The 26,931-nt window shown below is 70.3% G+C and carries 27 protein-coding genes and 2 riboswitches; of the genes, 15 read left to right on the top strand and 12 right to left on the bottom strand.

What is annotated here, in order from left to right; genetic code table 11:
* Positions 1-62: 62 nt before the first annotated feature.
* The 6 genes from ABT123_RS07105 to ABT123_RS07080 all read left to right on the top strand — a co-directional run bounded on the left by ABT123_RS07105 (position 63) and on the right by ABT123_RS07080 (position 5,495).
* On the top strand, positions 63-1,292 hold the full coding sequence (locus tag ABT123_RS07105) for a L,D-transpeptidase (protein WP_351310627.1): 1,230 nt from the start codon (positions 63-65) through the stop codon (positions 1,290-1,292).
* Between the two features lie 42 nt (positions 1,293-1,334).
* Entirely contained in the window at positions 1,335-2,102 is a 768-nt protein-coding gene (locus ABT123_RS07100; protein ID WP_351310625.1) for an enoyl-CoA hydratase/isomerase family protein, read from the top strand.
* A 260-nt stretch (positions 2,103-2,362) separates the two neighbouring features.
* Positions 2,363-2,866, top strand: coding sequence for an ATP-binding protein (locus tag ABT123_RS07095; protein WP_351310623.1), 504 nt, complete (start codon positions 2,363-2,365; stop codon positions 2,864-2,866).
* Between the two features lie 388 nt (positions 2,867-3,254).
* Complete coding sequence (locus ABT123_RS07090) at positions 3,255-4,019, top strand: polysaccharide deacetylase family protein (protein ID WP_351310621.1); 765 nt, start codon at positions 3,255-3,257, stop codon at positions 4,017-4,019.
* A complete protein-coding gene (locus ABT123_RS07085) occupies positions 4,016-5,200 on the top strand; it encodes a YncE family protein (RefSeq protein WP_351310619.1) in 1,185 nt (394 codons plus the stop codon). Before ABT123_RS07090 ends, ABT123_RS07085 begins: the two co-directional genes overlap by 4 nt.
* 85 nt (positions 5,201-5,285) lie before the next feature.
* Positions 5,286-5,495, top strand: coding sequence for an EF-hand domain-containing protein (locus ABT123_RS07080; protein ID WP_351310617.1), 210 nt, complete (start codon positions 5,286-5,288; stop codon positions 5,493-5,495).
* Positions 5,496-5,704: 209 nt separating this feature from the next.
* Here ABT123_RS07080 and ABT123_RS07075 read toward each other — a convergent pair whose 3' ends face one another.
* From ABT123_RS07075 to ABT123_RS07055, 5 genes are read right to left on the bottom strand one after another with little or no spacing between them, the layout of a single operon-like run.
* A complete protein-coding gene (locus tag ABT123_RS07075; protein WP_351310615.1) occupies positions 5,705-6,271 on the bottom strand; it encodes a PadR family transcriptional regulator in 567 nt (188 codons plus the stop codon).
* A 37-nt stretch (positions 6,272-6,308) separates the two neighbouring features.
* A complete protein-coding gene (locus ABT123_RS07070; protein ID WP_351310944.1) occupies positions 6,309-7,130 on the bottom strand; it encodes an energy-coupling factor ABC transporter ATP-binding protein in 822 nt (273 codons plus the stop codon).
* Positions 7,121-7,870, bottom strand: a complete 750-nt coding sequence (cbiQ, locus tag ABT123_RS07065; protein ID WP_351310613.1) for a cobalt ECF transporter T component CbiQ — start codon at positions 7,868-7,870, stop codon at positions 7,121-7,123. Before cbiQ ends, ABT123_RS07070 begins: the two co-directional genes overlap by 10 nt.
* Positions 7,871-7,874: 4 nt before the next feature.
* Entirely contained in the window at positions 7,875-8,237 is a 363-nt protein-coding gene (locus ABT123_RS07060) for an energy-coupling factor ABC transporter substrate-binding protein (RefSeq protein ID WP_351310611.1), read from the bottom strand.
* Positions 8,237-8,950, bottom strand: a complete 714-nt coding sequence (locus ABT123_RS07055) for an energy-coupling factor ABC transporter permease (protein ID WP_351310609.1) — start codon at positions 8,948-8,950, stop codon at positions 8,237-8,239. The genes ABT123_RS07060 and ABT123_RS07055 overlap by 1 nt, the downstream gene beginning before the upstream one ends.
* Before the next feature lie 29 nt (positions 8,951-8,979).
* A riboswitch (cobalamin riboswitch) is annotated at positions 8,980-9,175 on the bottom strand.
* A 115-nt stretch (positions 9,176-9,290) separates the two neighbouring features.
* Here ABT123_RS07055 and ABT123_RS07050 point away from each other — a divergent pair.
* Positions 9,291-9,857, top strand: a complete 567-nt coding sequence (locus tag ABT123_RS07050) for a DJ-1/PfpI family protein (protein WP_351310608.1) — start codon at positions 9,291-9,293, stop codon at positions 9,855-9,857.
* 24 nt (positions 9,858-9,881) lie between these two features.
* Here the strand turns inward: ABT123_RS07050 and ABT123_RS07045 are convergent, their stop codons facing one another.
* The 7 genes from ABT123_RS07045 to gcvT form a co-directional block, all read right to left on the bottom strand.
* A complete protein-coding gene (locus ABT123_RS07045) occupies positions 9,882-11,345 on the bottom strand; it encodes an MFS transporter (protein WP_351310606.1) in 1,464 nt (487 codons plus the stop codon).
* Positions 11,346-11,623: 278 nt separating this feature from the next.
* Complete coding sequence (locus ABT123_RS07040; RefSeq protein WP_351310604.1) at positions 11,624-12,154, bottom strand: AMIN-like domain-containing (lipo)protein; 531 nt, start codon at positions 12,152-12,154, stop codon at positions 11,624-11,626.
* 75 nt (positions 12,155-12,229) lie between these two features.
* On the bottom strand, positions 12,230-12,640 hold the full coding sequence (locus tag ABT123_RS07035) for an SsgA family sporulation/cell division regulator (protein WP_351310602.1): 411 nt from the start codon (positions 12,638-12,640) through the stop codon (positions 12,230-12,232).
* A gap of 176 nt (positions 12,641-12,816) precedes the next feature.
* Positions 12,817-14,199: an L-serine ammonia-lyase gene (locus ABT123_RS07030; protein ID WP_351310600.1), complete on the bottom strand. Its 1,383-nt coding sequence runs from the start codon at positions 14,197-14,199 to the stop codon at positions 12,817-12,819.
* A gap of 245 nt (positions 14,200-14,444) precedes the next feature.
* A complete protein-coding gene (gene glyA / locus ABT123_RS07025; protein WP_351310598.1) occupies positions 14,445-15,701 on the bottom strand; it encodes a serine hydroxymethyltransferase in 1,257 nt (418 codons plus the stop codon).
* Positions 15,702-15,733: 32 nt separating this feature from the next.
* Positions 15,734-16,111, bottom strand: a complete 378-nt coding sequence (gene gcvH / locus ABT123_RS07020) for a glycine cleavage system protein GcvH (protein ID WP_351310596.1) — start codon at positions 16,109-16,111, stop codon at positions 15,734-15,736.
* A gap of 79 nt (positions 16,112-16,190) precedes the next feature.
* A complete protein-coding gene (gene gcvT, locus ABT123_RS07015; RefSeq protein WP_351310594.1) occupies positions 16,191-17,306 on the bottom strand; it encodes a glycine cleavage system aminomethyltransferase GcvT in 1,116 nt (371 codons plus the stop codon).
* A 163-nt stretch (positions 17,307-17,469) separates the two neighbouring features.
* A riboswitch (glycine riboswitch) is annotated at positions 17,470-17,576 on the bottom strand.
* A 272-nt stretch (positions 17,577-17,848) separates the two neighbouring features.
* Between gcvT and ABT123_RS07010 the strand changes: the two genes are divergently transcribed.
* The 8 genes from ABT123_RS07010 to ABT123_RS06975 all read left to right on the top strand — a co-directional run bounded on the left by ABT123_RS07010 (position 17,849) and on the right by ABT123_RS06975 (position 26,529).
* Complete coding sequence (locus ABT123_RS07010; protein ID WP_351310942.1) at positions 17,849-18,442, top strand: AAA family ATPase; 594 nt, start codon at positions 17,849-17,851, stop codon at positions 18,440-18,442.
* Positions 18,443-18,492: 50 nt separating this feature from the next.
* Complete coding sequence (locus ABT123_RS07005; RefSeq protein ID WP_351310592.1) at positions 18,493-19,227, top strand: enhanced serine sensitivity protein SseB; 735 nt, start codon at positions 18,493-18,495, stop codon at positions 19,225-19,227.
* A gap of 62 nt (positions 19,228-19,289) precedes the next feature.
* Entirely contained in the window at positions 19,290-20,030 is a 741-nt protein-coding gene (locus ABT123_RS07000) for an enhanced serine sensitivity protein SseB C-terminal domain-containing protein (RefSeq protein WP_351310590.1), read from the top strand.
* A 423-nt stretch (positions 20,031-20,453) separates the two neighbouring features.
* Positions 20,454-21,449: an ABC transporter permease gene (locus tag ABT123_RS06995; protein WP_351310588.1), complete on the top strand. Its 996-nt coding sequence runs from the start codon at positions 20,454-20,456 to the stop codon at positions 21,447-21,449.
* Positions 21,450-21,473: 24 nt separating this feature from the next.
* Positions 21,474-23,258 (top strand): ABC transporter substrate-binding protein, encoded by a 1,785-nt coding sequence (locus ABT123_RS06990; RefSeq protein WP_502970893.1) that lies wholly within the window; start codon positions 21,474-21,476, stop codon positions 23,256-23,258.
* A gap of 117 nt (positions 23,259-23,375) precedes the next feature.
* The gene (locus ABT123_RS06985) at positions 23,376-24,377 is read left to right on the top strand and encodes an ABC transporter permease (protein WP_351310584.1); all 1,002 of its coding nucleotides are present in this window, start codon (positions 23,376-23,378) and stop codon (positions 24,375-24,377) included.
* Entirely contained in the window at positions 24,374-25,459 is a 1,086-nt protein-coding gene (locus tag ABT123_RS06980; protein WP_351310583.1) for an ABC transporter ATP-binding protein, read from the top strand. The genes ABT123_RS06985 and ABT123_RS06980 overlap by 4 nt, the downstream gene beginning before the upstream one ends.
* Complete coding sequence (locus ABT123_RS06975) at positions 25,456-26,529, top strand: ABC transporter ATP-binding protein (protein ID WP_351310581.1); 1,074 nt, start codon at positions 25,456-25,458, stop codon at positions 26,527-26,529. The genes ABT123_RS06980 and ABT123_RS06975 overlap by 4 nt, the downstream gene beginning before the upstream one ends.
* Positions 26,530-26,931 lie beyond the last annotated feature (402 nt).

Genomic DNA, 26,931 nt, shown 5'->3' with positions numbered 1-26,931 from the left:
TTCGTCATCTCCCCCTGTGGTTACCTGTCGACAGCGCGCGCGACAGCCTGCGCGCGGGGGACATGGGGAGAAGAAGAGTGAACCTGCAGCCGACACGTGCCCTGTCGGCCCTGCTGCTGGGGGCGGCCCTGCTGCTCACCTCGGCGTGCAGCGGCGGCAACAGCAACGGCACCGGCAGCGGCGGCGACAACGGCAAGGGCGGCGGCAGCGGCAAGACCGGTACCGAGGCGTCCCAGGCGGTTGTCACCATCAAGCCGGACGACGGTGCCAAGGAGGTCGCGACCAGCGGCATCCTGAAGATAACCGCGGCCGGCGGCAAGCTGGCCACCGTCACCGTCGCCGACACCAAGGGCAACCAGGTCGAGGGCAAGCTGGCCGCCGACGGCACCAGCTGGGAGCCCTCCCGGCACCTGGGCTCGGCCACCGAGTACAAGGTGCACGCGGTCGCCAAGGACCAGGCGGGCCGGGAGTCCGCCAAGGACATCACCTTCACCACCCTCACCCCGAAGAACACCTTCGTCGGGCACTACACCCCCGAGGACGGCGCGAAGGTCGGCGTCGGCATGCCGGTCTCGATCAACTTCACCCGTGGCATCACCAACCCGGAGGCCGTCGAGAAGGCGATCACCGTCACCGCCGAGCCCGCCGTGCCCGTCGAGGGCCACTGGTTCGGCAACGACCGGCTCGACTTCCGCCCGGAGAAGTACTGGGCGCCCGGCACCAAGGTCACCGTCAAGCTGAACCTGGACGGGGTGGAGGGCCGCCCCGGGGTCTACGGCAAGCAGACCCGTACGGTCACCTTCTCCATCGACCGCTCCCAGGTCACCACCGTGGACGCGAGCACCCACCAGATGCAGGTGGTCCGGGACGGACAGGTGCTCAAGAACGTTCCGATCACCGCCGGCGCCCCGTCGACCACCACGTACAACGGTCAGATGGTCATCAGCGAGAAGTACAAGGTGACCCGGATGAACGGCGCGACGGTCGGGTTCGGCGGCGAGTACGACATCAAGGACGTGCCGCACGCGATGCGCCTGTCCACCTCGGGCACCTTCGTCCACGGCAACTACTGGGCCGGCGGGTCCACTTTCGGCTCGGAGAACGTCAGCCACGGCTGTGTGGGCCTGCGCGACGTGCGCGGCGCGGGCGACCCGAACGCCCCGGCGGCCTGGTTCTACGACAACTCGATCATCGGCGACGTGGTGATCGTGAAGAACTCCAAGGACAAGCAGATCGCCCCGGACAACGGCCTGAACGGCTGGAACATGGCCTGGTCGGAGTGGATCAAGTAGCCCCTCTGCCGCAGGGTGGTTAACGGGTACTAACGTGCCCGTATGACCCTCTCTCTCGAAGTCTCCGAAGGCGTCGGCACCATCCGGCTGGACCGGCCGCCCATGAACGCCCTGGACATCGCCACCCAGGACCGGCTCCGCGAGCTGGCGACGGAGGCCACCGACCGCGCCGACGTCCGCGCGGTGATCCTCTACGGCGGCGAGAAGGTGTTTGCGGCCGGCGCGGACATCAAGGAGATGCAGGCCATGGACCACGCGGCGATGGTCGCGCGGTCCCGGGCCCTGCAGGACTCCTTCACCGCCGTGGCCAGGATCCCCAAGCCCGTGGTCGCCGCCGTCACCGGCTACGCCCTGGGCGGCGGCTGCGAGCTGGCGCTCTGCGCGGACTACCGGATCGCCGCCGCCGACGCCAAGCTCGGCCAGCCGGAGATCCTCCTCGGCCTGATCCCGGGAGCCGGCGGCACCCAGCGGCTGTCCCGGCTGATCGGTCCGTCCCGGGCCAAGGACCTGATCTTCACCGGCCGGATGGTCAAGGCGGACGAGGCCCTGGCCCTCGGCCTGGTCGACCGGGTGGTCCCGGCCGCCGAGGTGTACGAGCAGGCGCACGCCTGGGCGGCGAAGCTGGCCCAGGGGCCGGCGATCGCCCTGCGCGCCGCGAAGGAGTGCGTGGACGGCGGCCTGGAGGCGGACATCGACACCGGCCTGGCCATCGAACGCAGCTGGTTCGCCGGGCTGTTCGCGACCGAGGACCGGGAGCGCGGGATGAGCAGCTTCGTCACGGAGGGCCCGGGCAAGGCGAAATTCCTCTGAGGTGCGCCGACTGCCCTCGGATCGCCCCTGAGGGTGGATTGGCCAGGATTAGCCAGGCCTTAAGGGAACCTTAAGCGCGTCGCGTGATCCACCGACGGTGATGATCGCTGATCGGTGAGTCACCGCAGGTCAGGTGGGGTGAATTAACCACCCCGTTGCCGACGGCATATGTCGAAACACCCCCTCGGAGCGCTCTGTTCCGAGGGGTGTTTTCCTGCGGAACGGCCCGGGCGGGCCCCTTCGCCGTCCATGATGGGTGCATGGCGGGCCTGGACGGTGTGGAACAACCGCGGCAGCGCAGCGGCGCTTCCGGCGTACGATTAACGGCGGCTCTCGAAGACGAACAGGGCCTGAAGGCCCTGGAGTTGTACGGGAACCCGGCCGAGGCGGAAGTGATCCTTCCGTCGCTTCCCGAATCGGCGCGGGTCGCCCGCCGGCTCACCCAGTACGCGGTGGTCCGGATGTGGGGTCTGTCCCCGCAGATCGCCGAGCATGTGGTCCTGCTCGTCTCGGAGTTGGTCGGCAACGCGGTCCGGCACACCGGCGCCCGCTCCTTCGGCCTCCGGTTACTCCGCAGGCGCGGCTGGATCCGCGTCGAAGTGCGCGACCCCTCGCGCGGACTGCCCTGCCTGATGCCCGTGCACGAGCTGGACACCACCGGCCGCGGACTGTTCCTGATCGACAAACTCTCCGACCGCTGGGGCGCAGACCTGCTGCCGCGCGGCAAGACCACCTGGTTCGAGATGCGCGTCGCCGACCGCTGAAACGCCCGACTGCTGAAACGCCCGAAGCCCCCTGTCGCCGAGATGGGGCGCGGAGGGGGCTTCATGGGTGCGCCGAGGATCGAAGGGGGTGTGATCCTCGGCGTGACGTCTTCGCTCGGGTCAATGGGAAGGCGCGCTTTCGACTATGGCAGACGGTGGCCCGAATGCCAAAAGTCCCAACACGGACATAAGTGTGCATATAGTGAGAGTTTCTTGTTAAATCCTAGGTGAGGTGGGCCACTCGCCTCGTATTCGATGAATAAATATCGACTGCTGGGTGTAATTCGTTGATCACTTAGCCGACAGGCCTCCGGACGGTCGACTTCGAGGAAAGACCCGAATTGGGTCAATCATTACCTTCCGGGCCATCCGGCCCTTAAATGGGCAGGTGCCCAGTTACCCGGACCGCCGCACCGCCCTCCGCGCCGGAGCCGCGGTCGCCGCCGGAGCCTTCGCCGCCTCCTGTGGGCAGCCCTCCCGCACCCCCGCCCCGGCGCCGCCGGCGGCCACGCTGCCCGCGGCGGCCCCCGCTCCGCGCGCCTTCCGCGGGCAGCCCGCCGAGATCGAGCACGGCCCCCGCGACCGCCGGCAGGTCGCCCTCACCTTCCATGGCAACGGCGATCCCGCCACCGCCCGCTCGGTGCTCGCCGCGGCCGAGAAGGCGGGCGCGCGGCTGACCGTACTGGCCGTCGGCGAATGGCTCGACGCGCACCCCGACCTGGCCCGCCGGGTTCTCGCGGGCGGCCACGAGCTCGGCAACCACACCCAGCGCCACCTGGACATCAACACCATGGCGGAGGCGGAGGCGTACGCCGAGATCACCGGCTGCGCCCAGCGGCTCAAGCGGCTCACCGGCTCCATCGGCAGCTGGTTCCGGCCGTCCCGGACGCAGCACGCAAGCCCCTTGGTCCGGAAACTGGCCGGCCGGGCCGGCTACCCGCACGTCCTCTCGTACGACGTGGACTCCCTCGACTTCACCTCGCCCGGCGCCGCGGCCGTGATCCGCAACGTCACCGGGACGATCCGCGCCGGATCGGTGGTGAGCCTGCACTTCGGCTACGCGGACACGGTCGACGCGATGCCGCCCCTCCTCGAAGAACTCGCGCGCCGCGGACTGCGCGCGGTGACCACCACGGAGCTGCTGACCCCATGACGACCACCCGCCTTCACCCGAAGGCCACCGTGCTGCTGGCCGGACTGGCCCTCGCCGCCCTGGCCGGCTGCGGATTCGACGGAAAGGGCAGCCCCGAAGCGCTCGGCACCAACGGCGCGGCCCGGCAGGCCAAGGTGCCCGGCGCCCCGCAGGAACTGCCCGGGATGCCGCCCCTGCTGGACCCGAAGGACGTCTACGCGGCGGACCGGCCGGGGATGCTCTCCCCGGTGGTCAAGAACTTCCCGTCCCGGGTGTATGTACCCAACACCGGATCCAACACGGTCTCGGTGATCGACCCGGCCACCTACAAGGTGATCGACACCATCCCGGTCGGCGTCCAGCCCCAGCACGTGGTGCCCTCCTGGGACCTGAAGACCCTCTGGGTCAACAACAACCGCGGGCACACGCTCACTCCCATCAACCCGGCCACCGGGGAGGCGGGCAAGCCGGTCGAGGTGCACGACCCGTACAACCTGTACTTCACGCCGAACGGCAAGCACGCGGTGGTCATGGCCTCAATGGACAAGGAGCTGGTCTTCCGGAACCCGCACACCATGGACCGGGTGAAGACCGTGCAGGCCAAGTGCAACGGGGTCAACCACGCGGACTTCTCGGCGGACGGACGGTACTTCATCGTGTCCTGCGAGTTCTCCTCCGACCTCCTCAAGGTGGACACGGAGAAGATGGAGATCGTCGCCCGGCAGAAGCTCCCGTTCGAGGGCGCCATGCCGCAGGACGTGAAGATCTCCCCGGACGGCAAGACCTTCTACATCGCCGACATGATGGCGCACGGCATGTGGGTGCTGGACGGGGAGAAGTTCACCGAACCCAAGCTGCTGCCCACCGGCAAGGGCTGCCACGGCCTGTACGTCAGCCGGGACTCCAAGGAGATGTACATCTCCAACCGGGGCGAGGGGACCATCTCGGTCTTCGACTTCGCGCAGAAGCAGCTGACCAAGAAGTGGGACCTGCCGGGCGGCGGCAGCCCCGACATGGGCGGGGTCTCCGCCGACGGCAAGGTGCTGTGGCTGTCGGGCCGGTACAACGGCGAGGTGTACGCCCTCGACACGGCGACCGGCAAGCAGCTGGCCCGGATCCCGGTGGGCAAGGGCCCGCACGGCCTGGCGGTCTACCCGCAGCCCGGCCGCTATTCGCTCGGCCACACCGGCATCTTCCGGTAGCTGCGACGGTGCCCCGGAAGCGGGGGCGGCGCGGGTGCCGCTACCCTGAGCCGGTCAACAAGCACCAAGAAGGGGTGGATCCCAAGTGGCGAACATCGAGAGCGCGCGCGAGACGTTCGACCGGTTCGACGTGGACGGCGACGGCTATGTCACGGCCGACGAGTTCAAGGCGGCCATGGCCGCGATGGGCGACGCGTTCGCCGGTCCGGGCGCGCAGGCCGTGATCGCCGCGAAGGACGCCGACGGCGACGGCCGGATGAGCTTCGAGGAGTTCTGGGCCTCGCGCGCCAACTAGCCGAAACCCCCGCGCCTGGGCGCCAACGCCACCCCGCTACCGCGGCGACCGGCCCCCCGCCCAGGCGGTCGGCTGCCGCAGCCGCAGCCGCGGGCCCAGGCGCGGACCGGCCTCAGGCGCCGGTTCGGCCGCCGCGCCGACCCCGTCTCGGGCGCGGGCTTGGCCGCAGGCGTTGGCCTTGCGGAGCCCGGGCCGGGACCGGGTTGGGCTCAGGCTTCGGAGGCGTTGGCGGCGGGTGGGGTCATGTCCGCGACCTCGGCGATGGCTTCCTCCAGCCAGTGGAGCCAGAACGTTTCCAGGCCGATGCCGCCCCGCAGCACCAGCCGGCGCAGCCGGTCCTCGTCGGTGCTGCGCCGCTCCGGCGGGAAGTCCTTCGCCTCGATGGCCTCGTACTCGGCCAGCTGCCGGCGGTGCAGCTCCAGGTGCCGGCGCAGCTCGGCCGTGAGGCCGCCCGGCCCCACCACGCCGGCCGCCCGCATCCGCAGCAGCAGCGGGTCCCGGATCGGCTTTGGGTCCTGGCTGCCGCCGACCCAGCGGGCCAGCTCCGCCGATCCGGCGGGCAGCACCTCGAACTCCTTCTTCTGCCCCCGCGCAGGCTGTTCGCTGGGCAGCTCCCGGATCAGCCCGGCCTCCTCCAACCGGCCCAGCTCCCGGTAGATCTGCTGGTGCGTGGCCGACCAGAAGTACCCGATGGACTTGTCGAACCGGCGGGTCAGCTCCAGCCCCGACGAGGGCTTCTCGAGCAGTGCGGTGAGGATGGCGTGCGGCAGCGACATGCGGTCCATTGTGTGCCCTGCAGCTCACGTCACCACGTCACCGCCAGGAGCTCAGCGCCTCCGGCGTACGCGGCCCCGGGGCGTCGGGCGCGAGGAGGTCCCGGGCGCGCAGGAACGCGGCCACCGAGGGCGCCCACGCCTGGCGCAGGCCCGCCGAGGCCAGCAGCTGCGGGTCGGAGAGCAGCCGGCCCGCCGGGCCCGTCCGGATCCCGTCCGGGGTCAGCACGGCCGCATCGTCGGCCCAGCGGACCGCGAGGTCCACATCGTGCGTGGCCATCACCACCGTGGTGCCGGCCAGCCCGGCAAGCACCGCCAGCAGCCGCTCCTGGCCGTCGGGGTCCAGCCCGGCGGTCGGCTCGTCCAGGATCAGCACCCGCGGAGCCATGGCCACCGCCCCCGCGATCGCCGCCCGCTTGCGCTGCCCGTAGGACAGCAAGTGGGTGGGCCGGTCCCGCAGATGCGTGATGTCCAGGGCGGCGAGGGCGGCGTCCACCCGGGTCCGGACCTCGGCCGCCGGCAGCCCCTGGTTCAGCGGGCCGAAGGACACGTCCTGCTCCACCGAGGCCGCGAACAGCTGGTCGTCCGGGTCCTGGACCACCAGCTGCACCGAGGACCGCAGCCGGGTCAGGCCCGCGCGGTCGTACCGTACCGGCGAGCCGTCCAGCAGAAGCTGCCCCGAGCCCGGCCGCAGGCCACCGCTCAACAGCCGCATCAGCGTGGTCTTGCCGCTGCCGTTGCGGCCCAGCAGGACCAGCGCCCGCCCCTCGGCGATGGCGAAGTCCACCCCGCTCAGCACCGCGGGCCCGTCCTCGTACGCATAGCCTGCGCCGGACAGTTCCACCAACGGCTTCACAGCCAGAGTCCTTTCAGTACGAGGGTCGTGACGACCACGACCGAGAGCAGGGCCGCCGACGCGGCCAGGAACCGCACCGACAGCGCCGTCTCCGGGACGAGGACCCGCAGCGTGCCGTCGTACCCGCGCCCGGCCAGGCCCGCCTGGAGCCGGCCCGCGCGGTCGAAGGCCCGGACGAAGGCGGTCGCGGCCAGCCCGGCCACCGAACGCCAGGCCGCCGCCCGGCCGGTGTGCCCCAGCCGGGCCGCCTGCGCCCGCCGGACCTGGGCGAGCGAGTCCAGCAGCAGGAACCCGATCCGGTACATGACCAGCGCCACGTCCACCACTGGAGCCGGCACCCCGGCCCGCACCAGGCGGGGCAGGACGTCCGAGACCGGGGTGGTGAAGGCGAACAGCAGCACCCCGAGCGAGGCCGCCGAGGTCCGCAGCAGCAGGTCGGCCGCGTGCCGGGGGCCGTCCGGGGCCAGCGAGACCCAGCCGGCCGGGCCGCCCACCGCGAACAGCAGCGGGACGGCTCCGGTGACGCAGAAGCCCAGCGGGATCCGGAAGGCCCGCCACAGCTGCCGCCCGGCCACCCCGGCCGGGCCGAGCAGCACGGCGAGGGTGGCCGCGGCCACCAGCGGCCCGCCGGGCCAGGGCGGCAGACACACCGCGGCGGCCGTCAGCCCCAGGCCCAGCAGGGCCTTCTCCAGGGGATGACGGTGCCGCCAGCGGCTGGTGTGGGCCGCCGCGTCGATCGGCAGCACCGGGTCAGGACTTCGTCGACGCGGCGCCGGCCGGGGCGGGCTCATCGGCCGCAGCGGCGGCCACAGTGCCGGCCGCGCCCTGGCGGCGGCCCTTGCGCAGGCCGAAGTAGTACGCGAGCACGCCCGCGCCCAGAGCCGCCTGGAGGGCGAACAGCGCCGACTCCACCTCGCCCGACGGGGGTTCGTACAGCGGGGAGAACCACGGCTCGTAATCCGGCTTCAGCTCGGTGATCGCCGCCTCCGCCTGCGCATCCGCGCCCGCGAACGGCTCCTCCTTGCCGTCGCCCAGCCCCAGCGCGAGCGGGAGCACGGCCAGGGCCGCCACCACCAGCAGCAGCAGAGTGTTGATCTTCGCGTTCTTCGACATCAGACCGACGCCTCCTGCTCCTGCTTCTGCTGCTGCTTGTCCTGCGTACCCGTCAGCTTGGCGACACCCAGCCGGATCAGGTCCGACTTGCTCGACTGCATCAGCAGACGCATCACCAGCACCGTCAGCAGGCCCTCGCTGACCGCCAGCGGAATCTGGGTGACCGCGAAGATCCCGCCGAACTTGGCGAGCGCGCCCGCGAAGCCGGTGCCCGGGTCCGGGAAGGCCAGCGCCAGCTGGACGCTGGTGACGCAGTAGGTGACCAGGTCGGCGAAGAAGGCGCCGAAGAACACGGACACCATCAGCGGAGCGTCGAACCGCTTCAGCAGCCGGTAGATCCCGTAGCCAGCCCAGGGGCCCGCGATGGCCATCGAGAAGACGTTGGCGCCCAGGGTGGTCAGGCCGCCGTGGGCCAGCAGCAGCGCCTGGAAGAGCAGGGTGATGGTGCCGAGCACCGCCATGATGGGCGGCCGGAACAGGATGGCGCCCAGCCCGGTACCGGTGGGATGGGAACAACTGCCCGTCACCGAAGGGATTTTCAGGGCGGACAGGACGAAAGTGAACGCTCCGGACGCGCCGAGGAGCAGGGTGCTCTCCGGGTTCGTCTTGACCTCACGGGTCAGCGCGCGGACTCCGTGGACGACAAAGGGAGCGGACGCGGCGCCCCAGGCGACCGCGTGCAAGGGGGGCAGAAAGCCCTCGGCTATATGCATGAGTGGGGAGACCTCTCCAGCACCTCGTGGATGGACAACGCACCTCGGCCGGTCTCCTGGCTCACGGGTGCTGATGCCTTGGCTCCGCCTTCCCGGGGCAACGCGGACTCCCCGCGTCAGCCCAGTGGCTTCCCGCAGGATTGGAGCCGGACTTCCCGATCACAGTGGCGAGGGCCGCACCGGTTTTCCACCGGTTTCCCGAACACCAAGGCCCGCTGACCCTAGTCGGCGCGGTGACCTGCCACAACCCGCCCCCGGCCGGGCGCCCGCCCGGGGCGGTTTGCCGGTCGGCTGCGCGGGCAGGGTCGACGCGTCGAAACCCCCTGACCGGGAGCAGCCCATGGCAGCGAAGATCCTCATCGTCACCGGCGACGCGGCGGAGTCGCTCGAAGTCCTCTACCCCTACCAGCGCCTGCGCGAGGAGGGGTACGAGGTCCACATCGCGGCACCCTCCGTCAAGCGGCTCCGCTTCGTCGTCCACGACTTCGAGGACGGCTTCGACACGTACACCGAGAAGCCCGGCTACACCTGGCCCGCCGACCTGGCCTTCGCCGATGTCGACCCCGGGCAGTACGCGGCCCTGGTGGTCCCCGGCGGCCGGGCCCCCGAATACCTGCGCAACAACCCCGAGGTCCGGCGCATCCTCGCCGCGTTCACCGGGGCCGACAAGCCGGTCGCGCAGATCTGCCACGGCCCGCTGATCACCGCCGCGGCGGGCGGGCTGGACGGGCGCAGGGTCACCGCCTATCCGGCGCTGGAGCCCGATATGCGGACCGCCGGCGCCGCCTTCGAGGACTCCGAGGCCGTGGTCGACGGCACCCTGGTCTCGGCCCGCGCCTGGCCGGACCACCCGGCCTGGATGCGCGAATTCCTCACCGTACTGCGCTCCAAGGCGCCGGTCACCTAGGCATCGAGACGCCCGCCGGGGCGGTCAGTGACCGCTGCCGGTGGCCCTGAATCCGCGCGGCACCATCCACAGGACGAGCACGGTCACGACGGCCACGATGCCGGCGGACACATAGGCGGTGGTGGTGAGCGCGCCGTCGAAGGCGGACCGGGCGGCGGCGAACAGCCGTTCGCCGTCCGGGCCCGCCAGCGTCTCGGCCGCTTCCTTCGCGCCGCCGATCGACTCGTGGGCGAGGGTGGGGGCGGTGTCCGGCATACGGGCGGCATAGAGGGCGCCGTGGACCGAGCCGAGCAGCGCCACTCCGAGGCCCACCCCGAGTTCGTAGGCGGTTTCCGAGACCGCCCCGGCCTGACCGGCCCGGGCGGCCGGCACCGCAGACACCAGAGTGGCAGCGGCGGCGGTGATGGCCAGTCCGTCACCGATGCCGAGCAGGGCCAGGAAGACGGCGACGTAGGCGTACGGGGTCGGTTGGGGGGCCACGGCCAGCAGGAGGAATCCCGCCAGCAGTCCCACCAGGCCCGTGCACAGCACCGCGCGGACGCCGATACGGTGCATCAGCCGCGGGGCGAGCAGGGCGCCGACCAGCATGGCCAGGGCCACCGGCAGTGTGCGCAGACCCGCCTGGAACGGCGAGTAGCCGTGCACGTACTGGAACCAGAGGGAGAGCAGGAACAGGCCGGCGCCGGCCGCGAGCATCGCCATGAGGGTGGTGAGGGCCGCCGCGGTGAACGGCCGGCTCAGGAAGAGCCGTACGTCGAGCAGCGGGTCCGGCAGCTTCAGCTGGCGGCGGGCGAACGCGACGAGCACCAGCAGTCCGATGCTCAGGACGACCAGGTCGGTGAGGGTGGGGCTGCCCTTGGCCACGTGCTTGATGCCCCAGGCGAGGGCGACGATGCCGACGACGGAGAGCACGGCACTGGGCCAGTCCAGGGCGTGGGTGCCGGCCGCCTTGTACTCGGGCAGCAGCCGGATGCCGGCCACCACGGTCACCACGACGACGGGGACGTTGACCCAGAAGGCCGCCGACCAGCCGAACTGTTCGACGAGCGCCCCGCCGACCAGCGGGCCGATGGCGGCACCCGCACCCGCGACCGCGGCCCAGATGCCGATGGCGACGGTCCGCTCGCGCGGGTCGGTGAAGATGTTCCGGATCAGCGACAGGGTCGAGGGCATCACCATCGCGCCGCCGATGCCGAGCAGGACCCGGCCGGCGATCAGCACGGCCGGGCTGGTGGCGGTCGCGGCGACCACGGAGGCCACGCCGAACAGCACGAAGCCGATCAGGAAGAGCCGCTTGCGTCCGTACCGGTCGCCGATCGCGCCGGTGGTCACGAGCAGGCCGCCGAGGACCAGACCGTAGATGTCGATGATCCACAGCTGTTGCAGGGCGGTGGGGCGCATGTCGTCGATGAGCGACGGCAGGGCGACATTCAGGATGGTGGCGTCCATGGCCACCAGGAGGAGGCTGGCGCACAGCACAGAGAGCATCACCCAGCGTCCGGCTCCGGACGACGGGCGGCGATCCGCGGCGGGTCCTGTGGTGTTCAGGGCTCGGGCCACGGGGTATCTCGTCCCTTCGGGCGGACCCCGAAGAGAGGCCGCCGGTACACTTACGCCCACTTTATGCAGGCTTTTCTACATTTTTACCTTCCTTTCCAAGGTAACGGCCGGATCTCACCTTGTCCAAGGCCTTTGGTCCCGGACTTCACAACGCGGGGGCCCGGGGCGTGTAACGCCCCGGGCCCGGTGGGTCGGCCTCCGCCGCGTCAGCAGACGTTGGCGTGCTTGACGTCCAGCACGAACCGCTCCGGCCCGTGCAGCTTGAAGGTCTTGTACTCCGGCCTGGTGTTGAAGGCGGCGCCGAAGGTCACGTACCCCTCGTAGTCGCCGGTCATCGCGATGCCCTTGAGCTTGGGCAGCCAGATCTTGAGGAGCTTGGGTCCCTTGTAGACGGACTGGCCCGCGTCGTTGTGCCCGGCGGCGGGGTGCAGGCGTATCTCGAGGAAGTACTTGCCGGCCAGCGGTACGGGCTTCCCGGACCCGTCGTAGTAGAGCTTGGCCGCCCTGCGGACGGTCACCTCGGGCACGTACCCCTTGACGTCGATGACGAGCCGGTCGTACGTGCAGTGACCGCCCCAGCGGGCATTGACGACCAGCGGGGTCTGGGTCTTGGTCTGGACCTGGGGGGAGAGCTGGGCCCGGGGCTGGGCCGCGGCCGGTGCGGCGAGTACGACACCGGCGGTGAGGAGGGCACCCGTGGCGAGGGCCACGAGCTGCTGGCGACGCAGATGGTTCATGGCGTCCCCCGATTCTCCGGATATGGGGGCAATGCTGTCATCCGGGGAGACACTCCTCGTCCCCGTACGGTTGCATCAGCGCGGCAGCAATGTGCTCAGCTCGGCGTCGAGGTCGTAGTACCGCCCCTCCTGCCCCCGCGGCACCAGGGAGGTCATCCGGCGGCCCAGTCGGCGCACGTCCTTGGCGCGGGCCGACACCACACCGTCCTGCTGCCCGTTCGAGAAGGCGAGCATCACCCGCGGCTCGAACGCCCGCCAGGCCGGCCAGACCCGGATGTCGCCCTGGCCGGTCGCCTGGACCTGGCCGTCGAGCAGCAGGTCGCGGGCGAAGACCCAGCGGGCCAGGATCATGCCTCCCCCGTGGAAGTCGAGGGAGACCTCGTACGGCCGGTCGGACCGGTACCCGAACACGCCCCGGAGCGCTATCGGGTCGTCCGTCCCGGTCTCAAGGTGCAGCGGGATGACACAGTGTTCGGTGGTCGCCATGCGGGGGTCCCTCGGTCAGCCGTCCGCCGGAGGTTCGAAAGAACGTGCACCCGCACGCTAACCCGCCCGGAACCCCCCGCTCCGGTGCCAAAAGTCCCGAAGCGGTCAGGCCCTGCGACCTGTGTTGCCGCCGCCCGCGGCGCCTACGGCGCCCACGGGCACCCGCTGTCAGCAGGTCAGCACTCGATGACGTTGACCGCGAGGCCGCCGCGGGCCGTCTCCTTGTACTTGATCTTCATATCGGCGCCGGTCTCCTTCATGGTCTTGATGACCTTGTCCAGGGAGACCTTGTGGCTGCCGTCGCCGCGCATCGCCATCTTCGCCGCCGTCACGGCCTTCACCGCCGCCATGCCGTTGCGCTCGATGCACGGGATCTGGACCAGGCCGCCGACCGGGTCGCAGGTCAGACCCAGGTTGTGCTCCATGCCGATCTCGGCCGCGTTCTCCACCTGCTCCGGACTGCCGCCGAGCACCTCGGCCAGGGCGCCCGCCGCCATCGAGCAGGCCGAGCCGACCTCGCCCTGGCAGCCGACCTCGGCGCCGGAGATCGAGGCGTTCTCCTTGAACAGCATGCCGATGGCGCCCGCCGCCAGCAGGAAGCGGACCACGCCGTCCTCGTCCGCGCCCGGGACGAAGTTCACGTAGTAGTGCAGGACCGCCGGGATGATGCCGGCGGCGCCGTTGGTCGGGGCGGTCACCACCCGGCCGCCGGCCGCGTTCTCCTCGTTCACGGCCATCGCGTAGAGCGTGATCCACTCCATGGAGAGCGCCAGCGGGTCGCCCTCGGAGCGCAGCTTGCGCGCGGTGGTGGCGGCCCGGCGCTTGACCCGCAGGCCGCCCGGCAGGATGCCCTCGCGGGACATGCCGCGCGAGACGCAGGCCTGCATGACCCGCCAGATCTCCAGCAGGCCCTCGCGGATCTCCTCCTCGGTGCGCCAGGCCTTCTCGTTCTCCAGCATCAGCGAGGAGATCGACAGCCCGGTCTCCTTCGCCAGCCGCAGCATCTCGTCACCGGAGCGGAAGGGGTACTTCAGTACGGTGTCGTCGAGCTTGATCCGGTCCTCGCCGACCGCGTCCTCGTCCACCACGAAGCCGCCGCCGACCGAGTAGTACGTCTTCTCCAGCAGCGGGGCGCCGGAGGCGTCGTACGCGAAGAGGGTCATGCCGTTCGCGTGGTACGGCAGGGACCGGCGCCGGTGCAGGATCAGCTGGTTCGGCTCGTCGAAGGGGATCTCGTGCGCGTCCTCTATCTCGGTGCGCAGCAGCCGCAGCCGGCCGGACGTACGGATCCGCTCGACCTCGTCGTCGGCGGTCTCCACGTTCACGGTGCGGGGGGAGTGGCCCTCCAGGCCCAGCAGGACCGCCTTGGGGGTGCCGTGGCCGTGCCCGGTCGCGCCGAGGGAGCCGAACAGCTCGGCACGGACGGAGGCGGTCTGGGCGAGGACCCCGTCCTTCTTGAGCCGGTTCACGAACATGCGGGCGGCGCGCATCGGGCCGACCGTGTGGGAGCTGGACGGACCGATGCCGATCGAGAAGAGATCGAAGACGGAAATAGCCACGGTTGCGGACTCCGGGGATCATCCCCCGGGTGTGGGGGAAACAGCGACCGTCCAGCTGTATCCGCAGGGTATGGCGGGCAGCTGGCGGATGGGTGGACTTTGCAGGAATTGCAGGCAAAGGCGCCCGGTGGGCGTCCTTGCCCGGTAAATCAGCGTACGTCAGTTCGGACCGATGTCAGCTCGTCGTCCGGTCACAAAGAGGGCCCGGCCCTGTACGAGACAAGGCCGGGCCCCCTTCCTTCGCCTTACAGCGAGGGGTACAGCGGGTGCTTCGCGGCCAGCGCGGAGACCCGGGCCTTCAGCGACTCGGCGTCGTACTCCGGCTTGAGCGCCTCGGCGATGATGTCGGCGACCTCGGTGAAGTCCTCGGCGCCGAAACCGCGGGTGGCCAGGGCCGGCGTACCGATCCGCAGACCCGAGGTGACCATCGGCGGGCGCGGGTCGTTCGGGATGGCGTTCCGGTTGACCGTGATGCCGACCTCGTGGAGGCGGTCCTCGGCCTGCTGGCCGTCCAGCTCGGAGTTCCGCAGGTCGACCAGGACCAGGTGCACGTCGGTGCCGCCGGTGAGCACGTCCACGCCCACCGCCTTGACGTCGTCCTGGACCAGACGGGCGGCGAGGATCTTCGCGCCCTCCAGGGTGCGCTCCTGGCGCTCCTTGAACTCGGGCGAGGCCGCGACCTTGAAGGAGACCGCCTTGGCGGCGATCACGTGCTCCAGCGGACCGCCCTGCTGGCCCGGGAAGACCGCAGAGTTGATCTTCTTGGCGAGCTCCTGCGTGGACAGGATCACACCGCCGCGCGGACCGCCGAGGGTCTTGTGCGTGGTGGTGGTGACGACGTGGGCGTGCGGCACCGGGTTCGGGTGCAGGCCCGCGGCGACCAGACCGGCGAAGTGCGCCATGTCGACCATCAGGTAGGCGCCGACCTCGTCCGCGATCCGGCGGAAGGCGGCGAAGTCCAGCTGGCGCGGGTACGCGGACCAGCCGGCCACGATCAGCTGCGGCTTGGACTCCTTGGCGAGGCGCTCGACCTCGGCCATGTCCACCTGGCCGTCCTCGCCGACGTGGTACGGGACCACGTTGTAGAGCTTGCCGGAGAAGTTGATCTTCATGCCGTGGGTCAGGTGACCGCCGTGGGCCAGGTTCAGGCCCATGATGGTGTCGCCCGGCTTCAGCAGCGCGAACATCGCCGCCGCGTTGGCCTGCGCGCCCGAGTGGGGCTGCACGTTCGCGTGCTCGGCGCCGAACAGCGCCTTGATGCGGTCGATGGCGATCTGCTCGACCACGTCCACGTGCTCGCAGCCACCGTAGTAGCGGCGGCCCGGGTAGCCCTCGGCGTACTTGTTGGTCAGGACCGAACCCTGGGCCTCCATGACGGCGACCGGAGCGAAGTTCTCCGAGGCGATCATTTCCAGGGTGGACTGCTGGCGCACGAGCTCGGCGTCGACGGCGGCGGCGACGTCCGGGTCGAGCTCGTGGAGAGGGGTGTTCAGTACAGACATCAGGTTCCCTAGGTCTCGTGCCCGGCCGGTGGTCAGCCCGCGAAGGCGGTGTACTCGTCGGCGGAGAGCAGCTCGTCCGGCTCGCCCGTGATCTTGACCTTGAACAGCCAGCCGCCCTCGAAGGGGGCGCTGTTCACGAGCGCCGGGTCGTCCACGACGTCCTGGTTGGCCTCGACGATCTCACCGGTCACCGGGGCGAACAGGTCGCTGACCGACTTGGTCGACTCCAGCTCACCGCAGGTCTCGCCGGCGGTGATGGTGTCGCCCACCTCGGGCAGCTGGGCGAAGACGACGTCGCCGAGGGCGTTGGCCGCGAACTCGGTGATGCCGACGGTGGCGACACCGTCCGCGTCGACCGCCGAGACCCACTCGTGTTCCTTGGTGTAACGCAGCTGCGTGGGGTTGCTCATGACCTGATTCTCCTGGATGCGGGGAGTGCTGATGAACGGTGGTCTTGCAGGGTGAGACGGGTCCCGGTGGGGGAACGCGTCACTTCTGCCGCTTGTAGAAGGGCAGCGCGACGACCTCGTACGGCTCATGGGTACCGCGAATGTCCACGCCGACGCCGGAGGTGCCGGGCGCGGCGTGCGACGCGTCGACGTACGCCATCGCGATCGGCTTGCCCAGGGTGGGGGAGGGGGCGCCGGAGGTGACCTCGCCGATGACCTGGCCGTCCGCCACCACGGGGAAGCCCGCACGCGGCACCCGGCGACCCTCGGCGATCAGGCCGACCAGCTTGCGCGGGGCCTTGCTCTCGGCACGCTCGGCGGCGGCCTCCAGGGCGGCGCGGCCCACGAAGTCGCCCTCCTTCTCGAACTTCACGACCCGGCCCAGACCCGCATCGAAGGGAGTCAGCTCGGTGGTCAGCTCGTGCCCGTACAGCGGCATGCCCGCCTCCAGGCGCAGGGTGTCCCGGCAGGACAGGCCGCAGGGCACCAGGCCGACACCCGCACCGGCCTCGGTCAGGGCCTCCCACAGCTGCACGGCGTGCTTCGGCTCGACGAACAGCTCGAAGCCGTCCTCGCCGGTGTAGCCGGTACGGGCGATCAGCGCGGGCACGCCCGCGACGGTGCCGGGCAGGCCGGCGTAGTACTTCAGCCCGTCCAGGTCGGCGTCGGTCAGCGACTTGAGGATGCCGGGGGACTCCGGGCCCTGCACGGCGATCAGCGCGTACGCGTCGCGGTCGTCGCGGACCTCGGCGTCGAAGCCGGCGGCGCGCTCGGTCAGCGCGTCGAGGACGACCTGGGCGTTGGAGGCGTTCGCGACCACCATGTATTCGGTCTCGCCGAGGCGGTAGACGATCAGGTCGTCGAGGATGCCGCCGTCCTCGCGGCAGATGTGCGTGTAGCGGGCGCGGCCGACACCGACCGTGGAGATGTTGCCGACCAGGGCGTAGTCCAGGACCTTGACGGCCTCCGGCCCGGTCAGGGTGATCTCGCCCATGTGGGACAGGTCGAACAGGCCGGCCTTGGTCCGTACGGCGTTGTGCTCGTCGCGCTCACTGCCGTAGCGCAGGGGCATGTCCCAGCCCGCGAAATCGGTCATGGTCGCACCGAGCGAGCGGTGCAGCGCATCGAGGGCGGTCAGACGGGGGGCATTGCTCATGGGTACAGCTCCCAGGTCCCAGGGCATCGACAAGACATGACGAGGACGATCCTCCCCATCTGTCATCGGAACCTGAGAGGTTCGCCGAGAGTCTCTGTCACAACGGATCTCGGCTTGCACCTTGGGTGGAGCCACGGCAGCGCGACTCGCTTTTCAGATCTGCCTCATCCACGCGGTACGGGGCCTGAGAGATTCAAGGGAGGTTCTTGCTCCTTCGGCGCCCGGGTCGCCTTGCGGCGACGGCTTCCGGGACTCTCCCGCGCGGATTCAAGCGGCCGGTATGCAGTTGGTGTCCAGTTGGCGCACATCATTGCATGCGGCTGTCGGGAATGGGGGTCCGGGCCCGAAAGTGAGTACGGACCGGAACCATGCCTGCCGGATTACCGTCTCTTTACACTCAGTGGGAAGGGTCCCGGTGACCCGATGCGGGGGAGGCGAACACTGTGCGGAGATTCGGAGTGAACGGACTGAACGGACTGACGGTGGTGGCAGCAGTACCGGTCCAGCCGGGCCCGCTGGGCCCCGAGGCGCTGGCGCCGGTGATGACGGCTGCGCCCGCGACCGTGCGTGACCTGCGCGGGCGGAGCCGCGGCCCGGCCCGGCTCGGCTTCGCCGAGGGCGACATCGTGGTGGTCTCCGGGCTGCCCGGAGGCGGCAAGAGCACGCTGATCAAGCGGGCGGTCCGGGACGGCGGGATCGACTCCCAGGACGTCCGCGAGCGCTGGGAGCGCAGGATGCCCGGGAGCCTGCCGTACGCGCTCTACCGCCCGCTGGTCCGGGTCGCCCACTACGCCGGCCTCGCCCGCGCCCTGCACTCGGGCCGCTCTGTGGTCGTCCACGACTGCGGCACCCAGGCCTGGGTCCGCGGGCTGCTGGCCCGGGCCGCGGCGCGGCGCGGGCGCGCACTGCACCTGCTGCTGCTGGACGCGAGCCCGGCGGAGGCGCTGTCCGGGCAGGCGGCCCGGGGCCGCGGCGTCTCGGCCTACGCCTTCGCCCGCCACCGCGGCGCGGTGACCCGCCTGCTCCGCGCGGCGCAATCCGGCCGGCTGCCCGCGGGCTGCACCTCGGCGACCCTGCTGGACCGTGCGGCGGCCAACCGCGTCACCCATATCGCCTTCGACCGCCCGGGGGTGTGACAGTACCCTCGGGCCCGAAGACTGTGGGACCACAGGAAGGCGTACGAAAGATGCACGGCAACGGCTGGCCCGCCAACGAGCTGGAGCAGGTGCTCGGGGCCGCCCTGGGGAACCCGCACGCCGGCGCCCGCATCCTGGAGGTGCTGGCCCGCAGTGAGCTCTGGGTGCCGCTCCCGGCCGGCGGCGGCCCGGACAGCGACAGCCTCCGCCTGCCCACCATGGACATCGGCGGCGCCGCCTACGTCCCGGTCTACAGCTCGCAGGCCCAGTTCCTCGCCTGTGCCGGCCCCGCCATGGACTTCGCCGTCGTCCCCGCCGTGGAATTCGCCCGCGGCCTGCCCCCGCAGCTCGGTGTCGCCGTGAACCCCGAGGGCGCGGTCGGCGTCCCGCTGCCCCCGCCGGCCGTTGCCGAGCTGTGCCGGGCCGGGCGGACCGAGCTCGACGGTCCGGGCACCGGCGGCCGGGTCCGGCTGTTCGAGCCGGACTGGCAGGAGGACCCGGTGGACTTCCTGGCCGCCGCCTCGGAGGAGTTCCGCGCCACCGGCGTGGTCGCCGCCGCTTATCGCTGCCTGGCCAGCGTCGAGGGCGGGGCCCCCGAGCTGTACATCGGTGTCCGCCTGCTGGGACAGCCCGCCGAGTACCGGGACGCCCCGATGGACGCCCTGGCCCGCGCCCTGAACCGGGTCCAGCCGCCCTGGCCGGTCCACTTGATCCTGCTCGATGTCACCGACGATCCGGTCGCCGACCACATCCGCGAGCGCGTGCACCCGTTCTACCTGCCCTAGAGGCCCGTAAGCTGGTTTCAATTTGCGGGCTGAACCGACGGGCGGACGAAGAGGGGTACCGGGTGAGTGCGTCAGGCACGGCCGCGGCCGGGCAGGTCGAGCACATGCTGCGCCAGGTGACTCCCGGGCGCTATGACGGATACGAGTCACTTCTGCATGCCCTCGGCGAGGGCCGGCTGTGGATGCTGCTCTGGCACGGGCAGCCCGGCTCCCCGGACGCCCAGTACGGCGGCATGGAGGTGGAGGGGCTCGGCTACGCGCCGTGCGTGACCTCCCCGCAGGAGTTGGCGGCCAGCGGCTGGAACCGCGGGTTCGAGGTGGTCACCGGGCGGGACATCGCCCGTGCCCTCTACCCCGACCGGTGGGGCCTGTGGCTCAATCCGCACGACCCGGGCGGGGGCCTCGGCATCCCCTGGGCCGACCTGCGCCGGGTGGCCACCGGGCTGGACCGGATGCCGGCCGGGCCGCTGCGGCTGTCCGAGCCCGCACTGGAACTTCCGCAGTTCTACGGACTGCTCACCCAGAACGCGCACCGGACCCCCGCCGTCCGCTCGCTCCGCCGCGCCTGGGTGCAGCCCGCGGTCGGCTCGCCGTACCTGGCCGTGGGGCTCGATCTGTACGACGCCTCCGCGCCCGCGCTGGAGTCGGTGCGCGAGATGATGCGGCAGTCGGTCGGGGCGGTCCCCGAGGGCGTTCCGGTCTGCACGGTCGCGCTCGCCGACGAGCACGACCCGGTCGCGATGTGGCTGCGCGCCCAGGCCCGGCCGTTCTACGACCGCGAGGCGCACGCGTCCGGCTACTGAGATTTCCATATCAAGGCCGCATGGAACGACAGCGTTCCATGCGGCCTTTGTCGTGCTCCGGAACGGCTATGGCACTGTCCGGATTTGGCCGGTCGTTCGGCCCCAAAAGGCGCACTGCATCAGACAGTTGGGCACGATGTCCGCTTCCGTACCGAACGGCCGGTGTTGCTCCGCTCAGGCGGGAGCCAAGTCCGGATAACGGGAACCTGACCCTCACATCACGGTTGCGCATCCATTCATCTGCGGGTCTGGCGGCTGGTCTTGCGGCCGATGAAGACTCCCCCACCAAGAGCCGATCAGTCCTGTCAGTCCTGCCAATCTCCGGCTCGTCTCTCGCATTTCACAGCGCCACTCCGCACCAACGCCGCCACAGCGGCGGGCATGGGCCGGCTCACCCGTCGGCCGAGAGGGGTCCCCACCACGATGACGGCACCACTGCACGACACGAGCGCGGAACAAGCCCCCGCGGCCGTTGCCGTAGCCGACGTCCCTGCACAGGCCATCGAAGGCCGCTCACCGGGCCGCATCGCCTGGATGCGGCTCAAGCGCGACAAGATCGCACTGACCGGCGGCATCGTCGTGATCCTCCTGATCCTGGTGGCGGTCTTCGCGCCGCAGATCGTGAGCCTGCTGGGCCACCCGCCCAACGAGTTCCACGAGGATCTGCTCGACCCGGATCTCGGCACGCCGGTCGGCTCGTTCGGCGGCATGAGTTCGGACTTCCTGCTGGGCGTCGAACCCACCAACGGGCGCGACATCTTCAGCCGGATCGTCTACGGCGCGCGCATCTCGCTGACCGTGGCCTTCCTGGCGGCCTTCGTCTCCGTGGTCATCGGCAGCCTGCTGGGCGCCCTCGCGGGCTTCCTCGGCGGCTGGGTGGACGCGCTGATCAGCCGCCTGATGGACCTGCTGCTGGCCTTCCCGCAGCTGCTCTTCACCATCGCCCTGGTCTCGGTGGTCCCGAACTCCGTCTGGGGGTTCGAAGGCACCGGCGTCCGGATGGGCGTCCTCGTCCTCGTCATCGGCTTCTTCGGCTGGCCGTACATCGGACGTATCGTCCGCGGCCAGACGATCTCGATGCGCGAGCGCGAGTACGTGGAGGCCGCGCGCAGCCTCGGCGCCGGACGCGGCTACATCCTGATCAAGGAACTGCTGCCCAACCTGGTCGCTCCGATCCTGGTCTACGCGACCCTGATCATCCCGACCAACATCCTGACGGAGGCGGCGCTCAGCTTCCTCGGCGCCGGCGTCAAGCCGCCCACGGCGTCCTGGGGAAAGATGCTGTCCGACGCCGTCCCCATCTACCAGGACGCACCGATGTTCATGGTCGTCCCCGGTCTCGCGATCTTCATCACTGTCCTGGCGTTCAACCTCTTCGGGGACGGGCTGCGTGACGCACTCGACCCCAAGGGCAGCTGAACCGCTTCAACGATTCACCCACTCATGGAGGTTGGACACATCGTGATCCGCAGAAAGCAGGCACTCGCGATCACCGCGGTGATCGCCGCCCTCTCCCTGACCGCCGCGTGCGGTGGAAGCGGCGATGACGACAAGACCGACAAGGGGGGCTCCGCCAGCGGTGCCGCCTTCGACGCCGCCACCAAGGGGTTCGTCAACGCCTCGGACAAGAAGGGCGGGGAGCTCAAGCTCTGGTCGCCCCAGGACGTCGACTACCTCGACCCGGCGCGTGCCTACTACGGCTTCGTGTGGAACATGCAGCGCCTGTACGTCCGGCAGCTGCTCGCGTACGACGCCAAGCCGGGCAAGGACGGCACCAAGCTGGTCCCGGACCTCGCCGAGGCCCTGCCGGTCATCAGCAACGACGGCAAGACGTACACGCTGAAGCTCAAGGACGGCGTGAAGTTCGAGGACGGCTCGCCGATCACCTCGAAGGACATCAAGTACGGCGTCGAGCGCGTCTTCGCGCAGGACGTGCTGTCCGGTGGCCCGACCTACCTGATCGACCTCCTCGACCAGGGCCAGAAGTACCCCGGCCCGTACAAGGACTCCGACCCGAACAAGATGGGCCTGAAGTCGGTCCAGACGCCGGACGACAAGACCATCGTCTTCAACCTGGCCTCCGCCAACTCGGACTTCAGCTACCTGCTGGCCATGCCGTCCTCCTCGCCGGTCCCGGCGGGCCAGGACACCGGTGCCAAGTACACCAACAAGCCGGTCTCCACCGGCCCGTACAAGGTCGAGAGCTTCACCGCCGGCAAGGGTGCCACCTTCGTCCGCAACGAGAACTGGGACCCGAAGACCGACACGATCCGCAAGGGTCTGCCGGACAAGGTCAGCTTCACGGTGACCACCAACGCCGAGGACATGGACCAGCGCCTGCTCAACGGCGACATCGACCTCGCCGTCGACGGCACCGGCCTGCTCCAGGCCGCGAAGAACAAGGTCCTCAAGGACGACAACCTCAAGAAGCACGCGGACAACCCCTTCACGGGCTACATCCGCTACATGGTCTTCCCGCAGACCGTGGCGCCGTTCGACAACATCGAGTGCCGCAAGGCCGTCATCTACGCGGCCGACCCGAAGTCCCTGCAGACCGCCCGCGGCGGCCCGACCAGCGGTGACCTCGGCGCGAACATGCTGCCGCCCGGCATCCCCGGCTCGGACAAGGCCTACGACCCGTACGGCCTGACCGCCGGCAAGGCGCAGGAGGACAAGGCCAAGGCCGCCCTGCAGGCCTGTGGCAAGCCGAACGGCTTCGAGACCACGATCGCGGTCCGCAACAACCGCGCCGCCGAGGTCAAGACGGCCGAGTCCCTCCAGGCCGCACTGGCCAAGGTCGGCATCACCGCCAAGATCGACCAGTTCGACGGCAAGCTCTCCTCCTCCACGATCGGCTCGCCCGAGAACGTGAAGAAGAAGGGCTACGGCATCATCGTCATGGGCTGGGGCGCCGACTACAACTCCGGCGCGGGCTTCCTGCAGCCGCTGGTGGACGGCACCTTCATCCTGCCGAACGGCAACAACAACTACTCCGAGATCAACGACCCGGAGATCAACAAGCTGTTCGACGACGCCGCGGCGGCCAAGACCCCCGAAGAGGCCGCGCCGTTCTACACCAGCATCAACAAGAAGGTCATGGAGAAGGCGCTCTACCTGCCGATCAACTTCGACAAGGCCTTCGTCTACCACAACCCGCGGCTGACGAACGTCTACTTCAACGACTCCATGGGCAAGATCGACCTCGCCACGGTCGGCGTCGTCAAGTAACAGTCAGGCACGTGCCTTCACCGCACATGCGCTAGTCCGAAGGGCAGGTGAAGGCCGCAGGCGGCGGCTGCCGTCCCCACAAGGGGCGGTGGCCGCCGGCCCTGGCGGCCGACTGCAGTGCTCGTCTACCTCATCCGGCGACTGTTCAATGTCGTCGCCACGCTGCTGGTGGTCTCCGTGGTCACCTTCGGCATCTTCTTCGCGGTGCCGAAGATCACCGGGTCCGATCCCGCGCTGATGTACGCCGGCCGCGAGACCAATGAGACCGCCCTGGCGGGCATCCGCGTGAAGATGGGCTTCGACAAGCCCATTTCCGAGCAGTACTTGCTCTTCCTCAAGGGCATCGTCGCGGGCCGCGACTACGACGCCGGCACCGAGATGACGCACTGCCCCGCGCCGTGCTTCGGCTACTCGTTCAAGAGCGAGACGCCGGTCTTCGACATGATGCTGGACCGGATCCCGGTCACCGTCTCCCTCGCGCTCGGTGCCGCTGTCATCTGGGTGGTCGCGGGCGTGCTCACGGGTGTCGTCTCGGCACTCAAACGCCGCACCGCCATCGACCGCACCGTAATGGTCGGCGCCCTCGCCGGCGTCTCCCTGCCGATCTTCTTCACCGGCATGCTGGCCCCGGCGATCCTGGTCTACGGCCTCGGCTGGCTGGAGGTCTCCAACTACAAACCGCTCACCGAGGATCCGGGCGCCTGGCTGAACAGCATGATCCTGCCCTGGATCACGCTGGCCTTCCTGTTCGCCGCCACCTACGCCCGCATCACCCGCGCCACCATGCTGGAAGTGATGGGCGAGGACTACATCCGCACCGCCCGCGCCAAGGGCCTCACCGAGCGGGTGGTCATCCGCAAGCACGCCCTGCGCTCCACCCTCACCCCGCTGGTCACCATGTTCGGCCTGGACTTCGGAGGTCTGCTCGGCGGCGCCGTCCTCACCGAGACCACCTTCAACTTCCAGGGCCTGGGCACGGCGGCCGTCGGCGCGATCAGGGACGGCGACCTGCCCGTGATCATGGGCGTGACCCTGCTCGCGGCGTTGTTCGTCGTGATGGCGAACCTGATCGTGGACATGCTGTACGCCGTCATCGACCCGCGCGTGAGGCTGACGTGACCGAGAACCACACCCCCCTGGTCCCCGAACAGTCGGGGCCCCGCTCCGATGCGTTCCTGTCGGTCCGCGACCTCAAGGTGCACTTCCCCACCGACGACGGCCTGGTCAAGTCCGTCGACGGGCTCTCCTTCGACCTGGAGCGCGGCAAGACCCTCGGCATTGTGGGCGAGTCCGGCTCCGGCAAGTCGGTGACCTCGCTCGCCGTCATGGGCCTGCACCGCACCGGGCACTCCCGCTCCCGCCCCACGATCGAGGGCGAGGTCTGGCTCGACGGCGAGGAGCTGCTGCGCGCCGACGCCGACGAGGTGCGGCGGCTGCGCGGTCGCAAGATGGCCATGGTCTTCCAGGACCCGCTGAGCGCCATGCACCCGTACTACACGGTCGGCAAGCAGATCATCGAGGCGTACCGGACCCATGCGGACGTCGACAAGAAGCAGGCCCGGAAGCGGGCGGTCGAGATGCTCGACCGGGTCGGCATCCCCGAGCCGGACCAGCGCGTCGACGCCTACCCGCACGAGTTCTCCGGCGGTATGCGCCAGCGCGCGATGATCGCGATGGCCCTGGTCAACAACCCCGAGCTGCTGATTGCGGACGAGCCGACCACCGCCCTGGACGTCACCGTCCAGGCGCAGATCCTGGACCTGATCCGTGATCTGCAGAAGGAGTTCGGCTCCGCCGTCATCATGATCACGCACGATCTCGGTGTGGTCGCCGAGATGGCCGACGACATCCTGGTGATGTACGGCGGCCGGTGCGTGGAGCGCGGCACCGCGGAGAAGGTCTTCTACGAGCCCCGGCACCCCTACACCTGGGGCCTGCTCGGCTCGATGCCGCGCATCGACCGCGACCAGACCGAGCGGCTGATCCCGGTCAAGGGCTCCCCGCCCAGCCTGATCAACATCCCCAGCGGCTGCGCCTTCCACCCGCGCTGCCCGTACGCCGACCTCCCCAAGGACAACGTCACCCGGACCGTACGTCCGGAGCTGGTGACCGCCGACGGTGAACGGCACTGGTCCGCCTGCCACATGTCGCAGGAGGAGCGGACCCGGATCTGGACCGAAGAGATTGCGCCGAAGCTGTGACCGACATCGAAAAGGCGTCCGCGCCCACGCTCCCCGCCCAGGCCGCAACGTCCCCGGAACCCCTGCTCAAGGTGACCGGCCTGGTCAAGCACTTCCCCATCAACAAGGGGCTGCTGCGCCGCCAGGTCGGAGCCGTCAAGGCGGTCGACGGAATCGACTTCGACGTCCGCCGCGGTGAAACCCTCGGCGTGGTCGGCGAGTCCGGCTGCGGCAAGTCGACCATGGGCCGGCTGATCACCCGGCTGCTCGAGCCCACCAGCGGCACGGTGGAGTTCGAGGGGAAGGACATCACCCACCTCGGGGTCGCCGGGATGCGACCGCTGCGCCGCGACGTACAGATGATCTTCCAGGACCCGTACGGCTCGCTGAACCCGCGGCATACGGTCGGCGCGATCGTCTCCGCCCCGTTCAAGCTCCAGCGGGTCACCCCGGAGGGCGGGATCAAGGCGGAAGTCCAGCGCCTCCTCTCCCTGGTGGGCCTGAACCCGGAGCACTACAACCGCTACCCGCACGAATTCTCGGGCGGTCAGCGCCAGCGCATCGGCATCGCCCGCGCCCTGGCCCTGAAGCCGAAACTGGTCGTCGCCGACGAGCCGGTCTCCGCGCTGGACGTCTCGATCCAGGCGCAGGTGGTCAACCTGCTGGACGACCTCCAGGAGGAGCTCGGCCTCACGTACGTGATCATCGCGCACGACCTGTCGGTCATCCGGCACGTCTCGGACCGGATCGCGGTGATGTACCTCGGCAAGATCGTCGAGCTGACCGACCGCAAGTCGCTGTACGAGTCCCCGATGCACCCGTACACGAAGGCACTGCTGTCGGCGGTCCCGGTCCCGGACCCGCGCCGCCGAGGCGCGAAGAGCGGCCGAATCCTCCTGAAGGGCGACGTCCCGTCCCCGATCGCCCCGCCGAGCGGCTGCCGGTTCCACACGCGGTGCTGGAAGGCGACGCAGCTGTGCGCCACGCAGGAGCCGCCACTGGTAGCCCTGAAACCGGCCCACCAGGTCGCCTGCCACCACCCCGAAAACGGCCCAGACCAGGCCCCATCCGACCCGGCCCTCCCGGCATAACCGGCCCCGGCCGAGGCCCCGGGCCTGGCCCGAGCCGGGCCTGGCCCGAGCCCCCTCCGGGCCGGGGCCCCGGCCCGCCCCGCCTGGGCCGGGGGCTGCGCCCCGCAGTCGGCGGGGCCCAGGGCGCTCCGCGCCCGTGGGGGTTTGGGGGCGGAGCCCCCGGAAGCGGGTGCCGGGCGGAGCCCGAGCACCCAGCTGTGGGGCTGCGCCCCATGTGCGTCCCCGGCGGAGCCGGTGCACGGCCCCGGACGGGCCGCGTCCCGGGTGCCGACGGGGTTCGGGGCGGAGCCCCGGGAAGCGGGTGCCGGGCGGAGCCCGGGCACCCGGCGGGCGCGGGGCGCAGCCCCGCGGTGGGGGCCTGGCCCCCACGCCCGCGCGGTCAAGGCACGCGACCCCGCCGGG

Origin of the sequence: Streptomyces sp. NPDC002054 (assembly GCF_040296685.1) — a bacterium.
GTDB lineage: Bacteria > Actinomycetota > Actinomycetes > Streptomycetales > Streptomycetaceae > Streptomyces.
Note: the sequence above shows the minus strand (reverse complement) of the source record. Positions and strands in the feature narration are given on the sequence as shown.

Excerpts from the sequence above, each read along its gene's own strand:
- ABT123_RS07105 (WP_351310627.1), top strand. The coding sequence starts at position 63 with ATGGGGAGAAGAAGAGTGAACCTGCAGCCGACACGTGCCCTGTCGGCC.
- ABT123_RS07100 (WP_351310625.1), top strand. The coding sequence starts at position 1,335 with ATGACCCTCTCTCTCGAAGTCTCCGAAGGCGTCGGCACCATCCGGCTG.
- ABT123_RS07095 (WP_351310623.1), top strand. The coding sequence starts at position 2,363 with ATGGCGGGCCTGGACGGTGTGGAACAACCGCGGCAGCGCAGCGGCGCT.
- ABT123_RS07085 (WP_351310619.1), top strand. The coding sequence starts at position 4,016 with ATGACGACCACCCGCCTTCACCCGAAGGCCACCGTGCTGCTGGCCGGA.
- ABT123_RS07075 (WP_351310615.1), bottom strand. The coding sequence starts at position 6,271 with ATGTCGCTGCCGCACGCCATCCTCACCGCACTGCTCGAGAAGCCCTCG.
- ABT123_RS07060 (WP_351310611.1), bottom strand. The coding sequence starts at position 8,237 with ATGTCGAAGAACGCGAAGATCAACACTCTGCTGCTGCTGGTGGTGGCG.
- ABT123_RS07055 (WP_351310609.1), bottom strand. The coding sequence starts at position 8,950 with ATGCATATAGCCGAGGGCTTTCTGCCCCCCTTGCACGCGGTCGCCTGG.
- ABT123_RS07050 (WP_351310608.1), top strand. The coding sequence starts at position 9,291 with ATGGCAGCGAAGATCCTCATCGTCACCGGCGACGCGGCGGAGTCGCTC.
- ABT123_RS07045 (WP_351310606.1), bottom strand. The coding sequence starts at position 11,345 with ATGCTCTCTGTGCTGTGCGCCAGCCTCCTCCTGGTGGCCATGGACGCC.
- ABT123_RS07040 (WP_351310604.1), bottom strand. The coding sequence starts at position 12,154 with ATGAACCATCTGCGTCGCCAGCAGCTCGTGGCCCTCGCCACGGGTGCC.
- ABT123_RS07035 (WP_351310602.1), bottom strand. The coding sequence starts at position 12,640 with ATGGCGACCACCGAACACTGTGTCATCCCGCTGCACCTTGAGACCGGG.
- glyA (WP_351310598.1), bottom strand. The coding sequence starts at position 15,701 with ATGTCTGTACTGAACACCCCTCTCCACGAGCTCGACCCGGACGTCGCC.
- gcvH (WP_351310596.1), bottom strand. The coding sequence starts at position 16,111 with ATGAGCAACCCCACGCAGCTGCGTTACACCAAGGAACACGAGTGGGTC.
- gcvT (WP_351310594.1), bottom strand. The coding sequence starts at position 17,306 with ATGAGCAATGCCCCCCGTCTGACCGCCCTCGATGCGCTGCACCGCTCG.
- ABT123_RS07010 (WP_351310942.1), top strand. The coding sequence starts at position 17,849 with ATGACGGCTGCGCCCGCGACCGTGCGTGACCTGCGCGGGCGGAGCCGC.
- ABT123_RS07005 (WP_351310592.1), top strand. The coding sequence starts at position 18,493 with ATGCACGGCAACGGCTGGCCCGCCAACGAGCTGGAGCAGGTGCTCGGG.
- ABT123_RS06995 (WP_351310588.1), top strand. The coding sequence starts at position 20,454 with ATGACGGCACCACTGCACGACACGAGCGCGGAACAAGCCCCCGCGGCC.
- ABT123_RS06990 (WP_502970893.1), top strand. The coding sequence starts at position 21,474 with ATGGAGGTTGGACACATCGTGATCCGCAGAAAGCAGGCACTCGCGATC.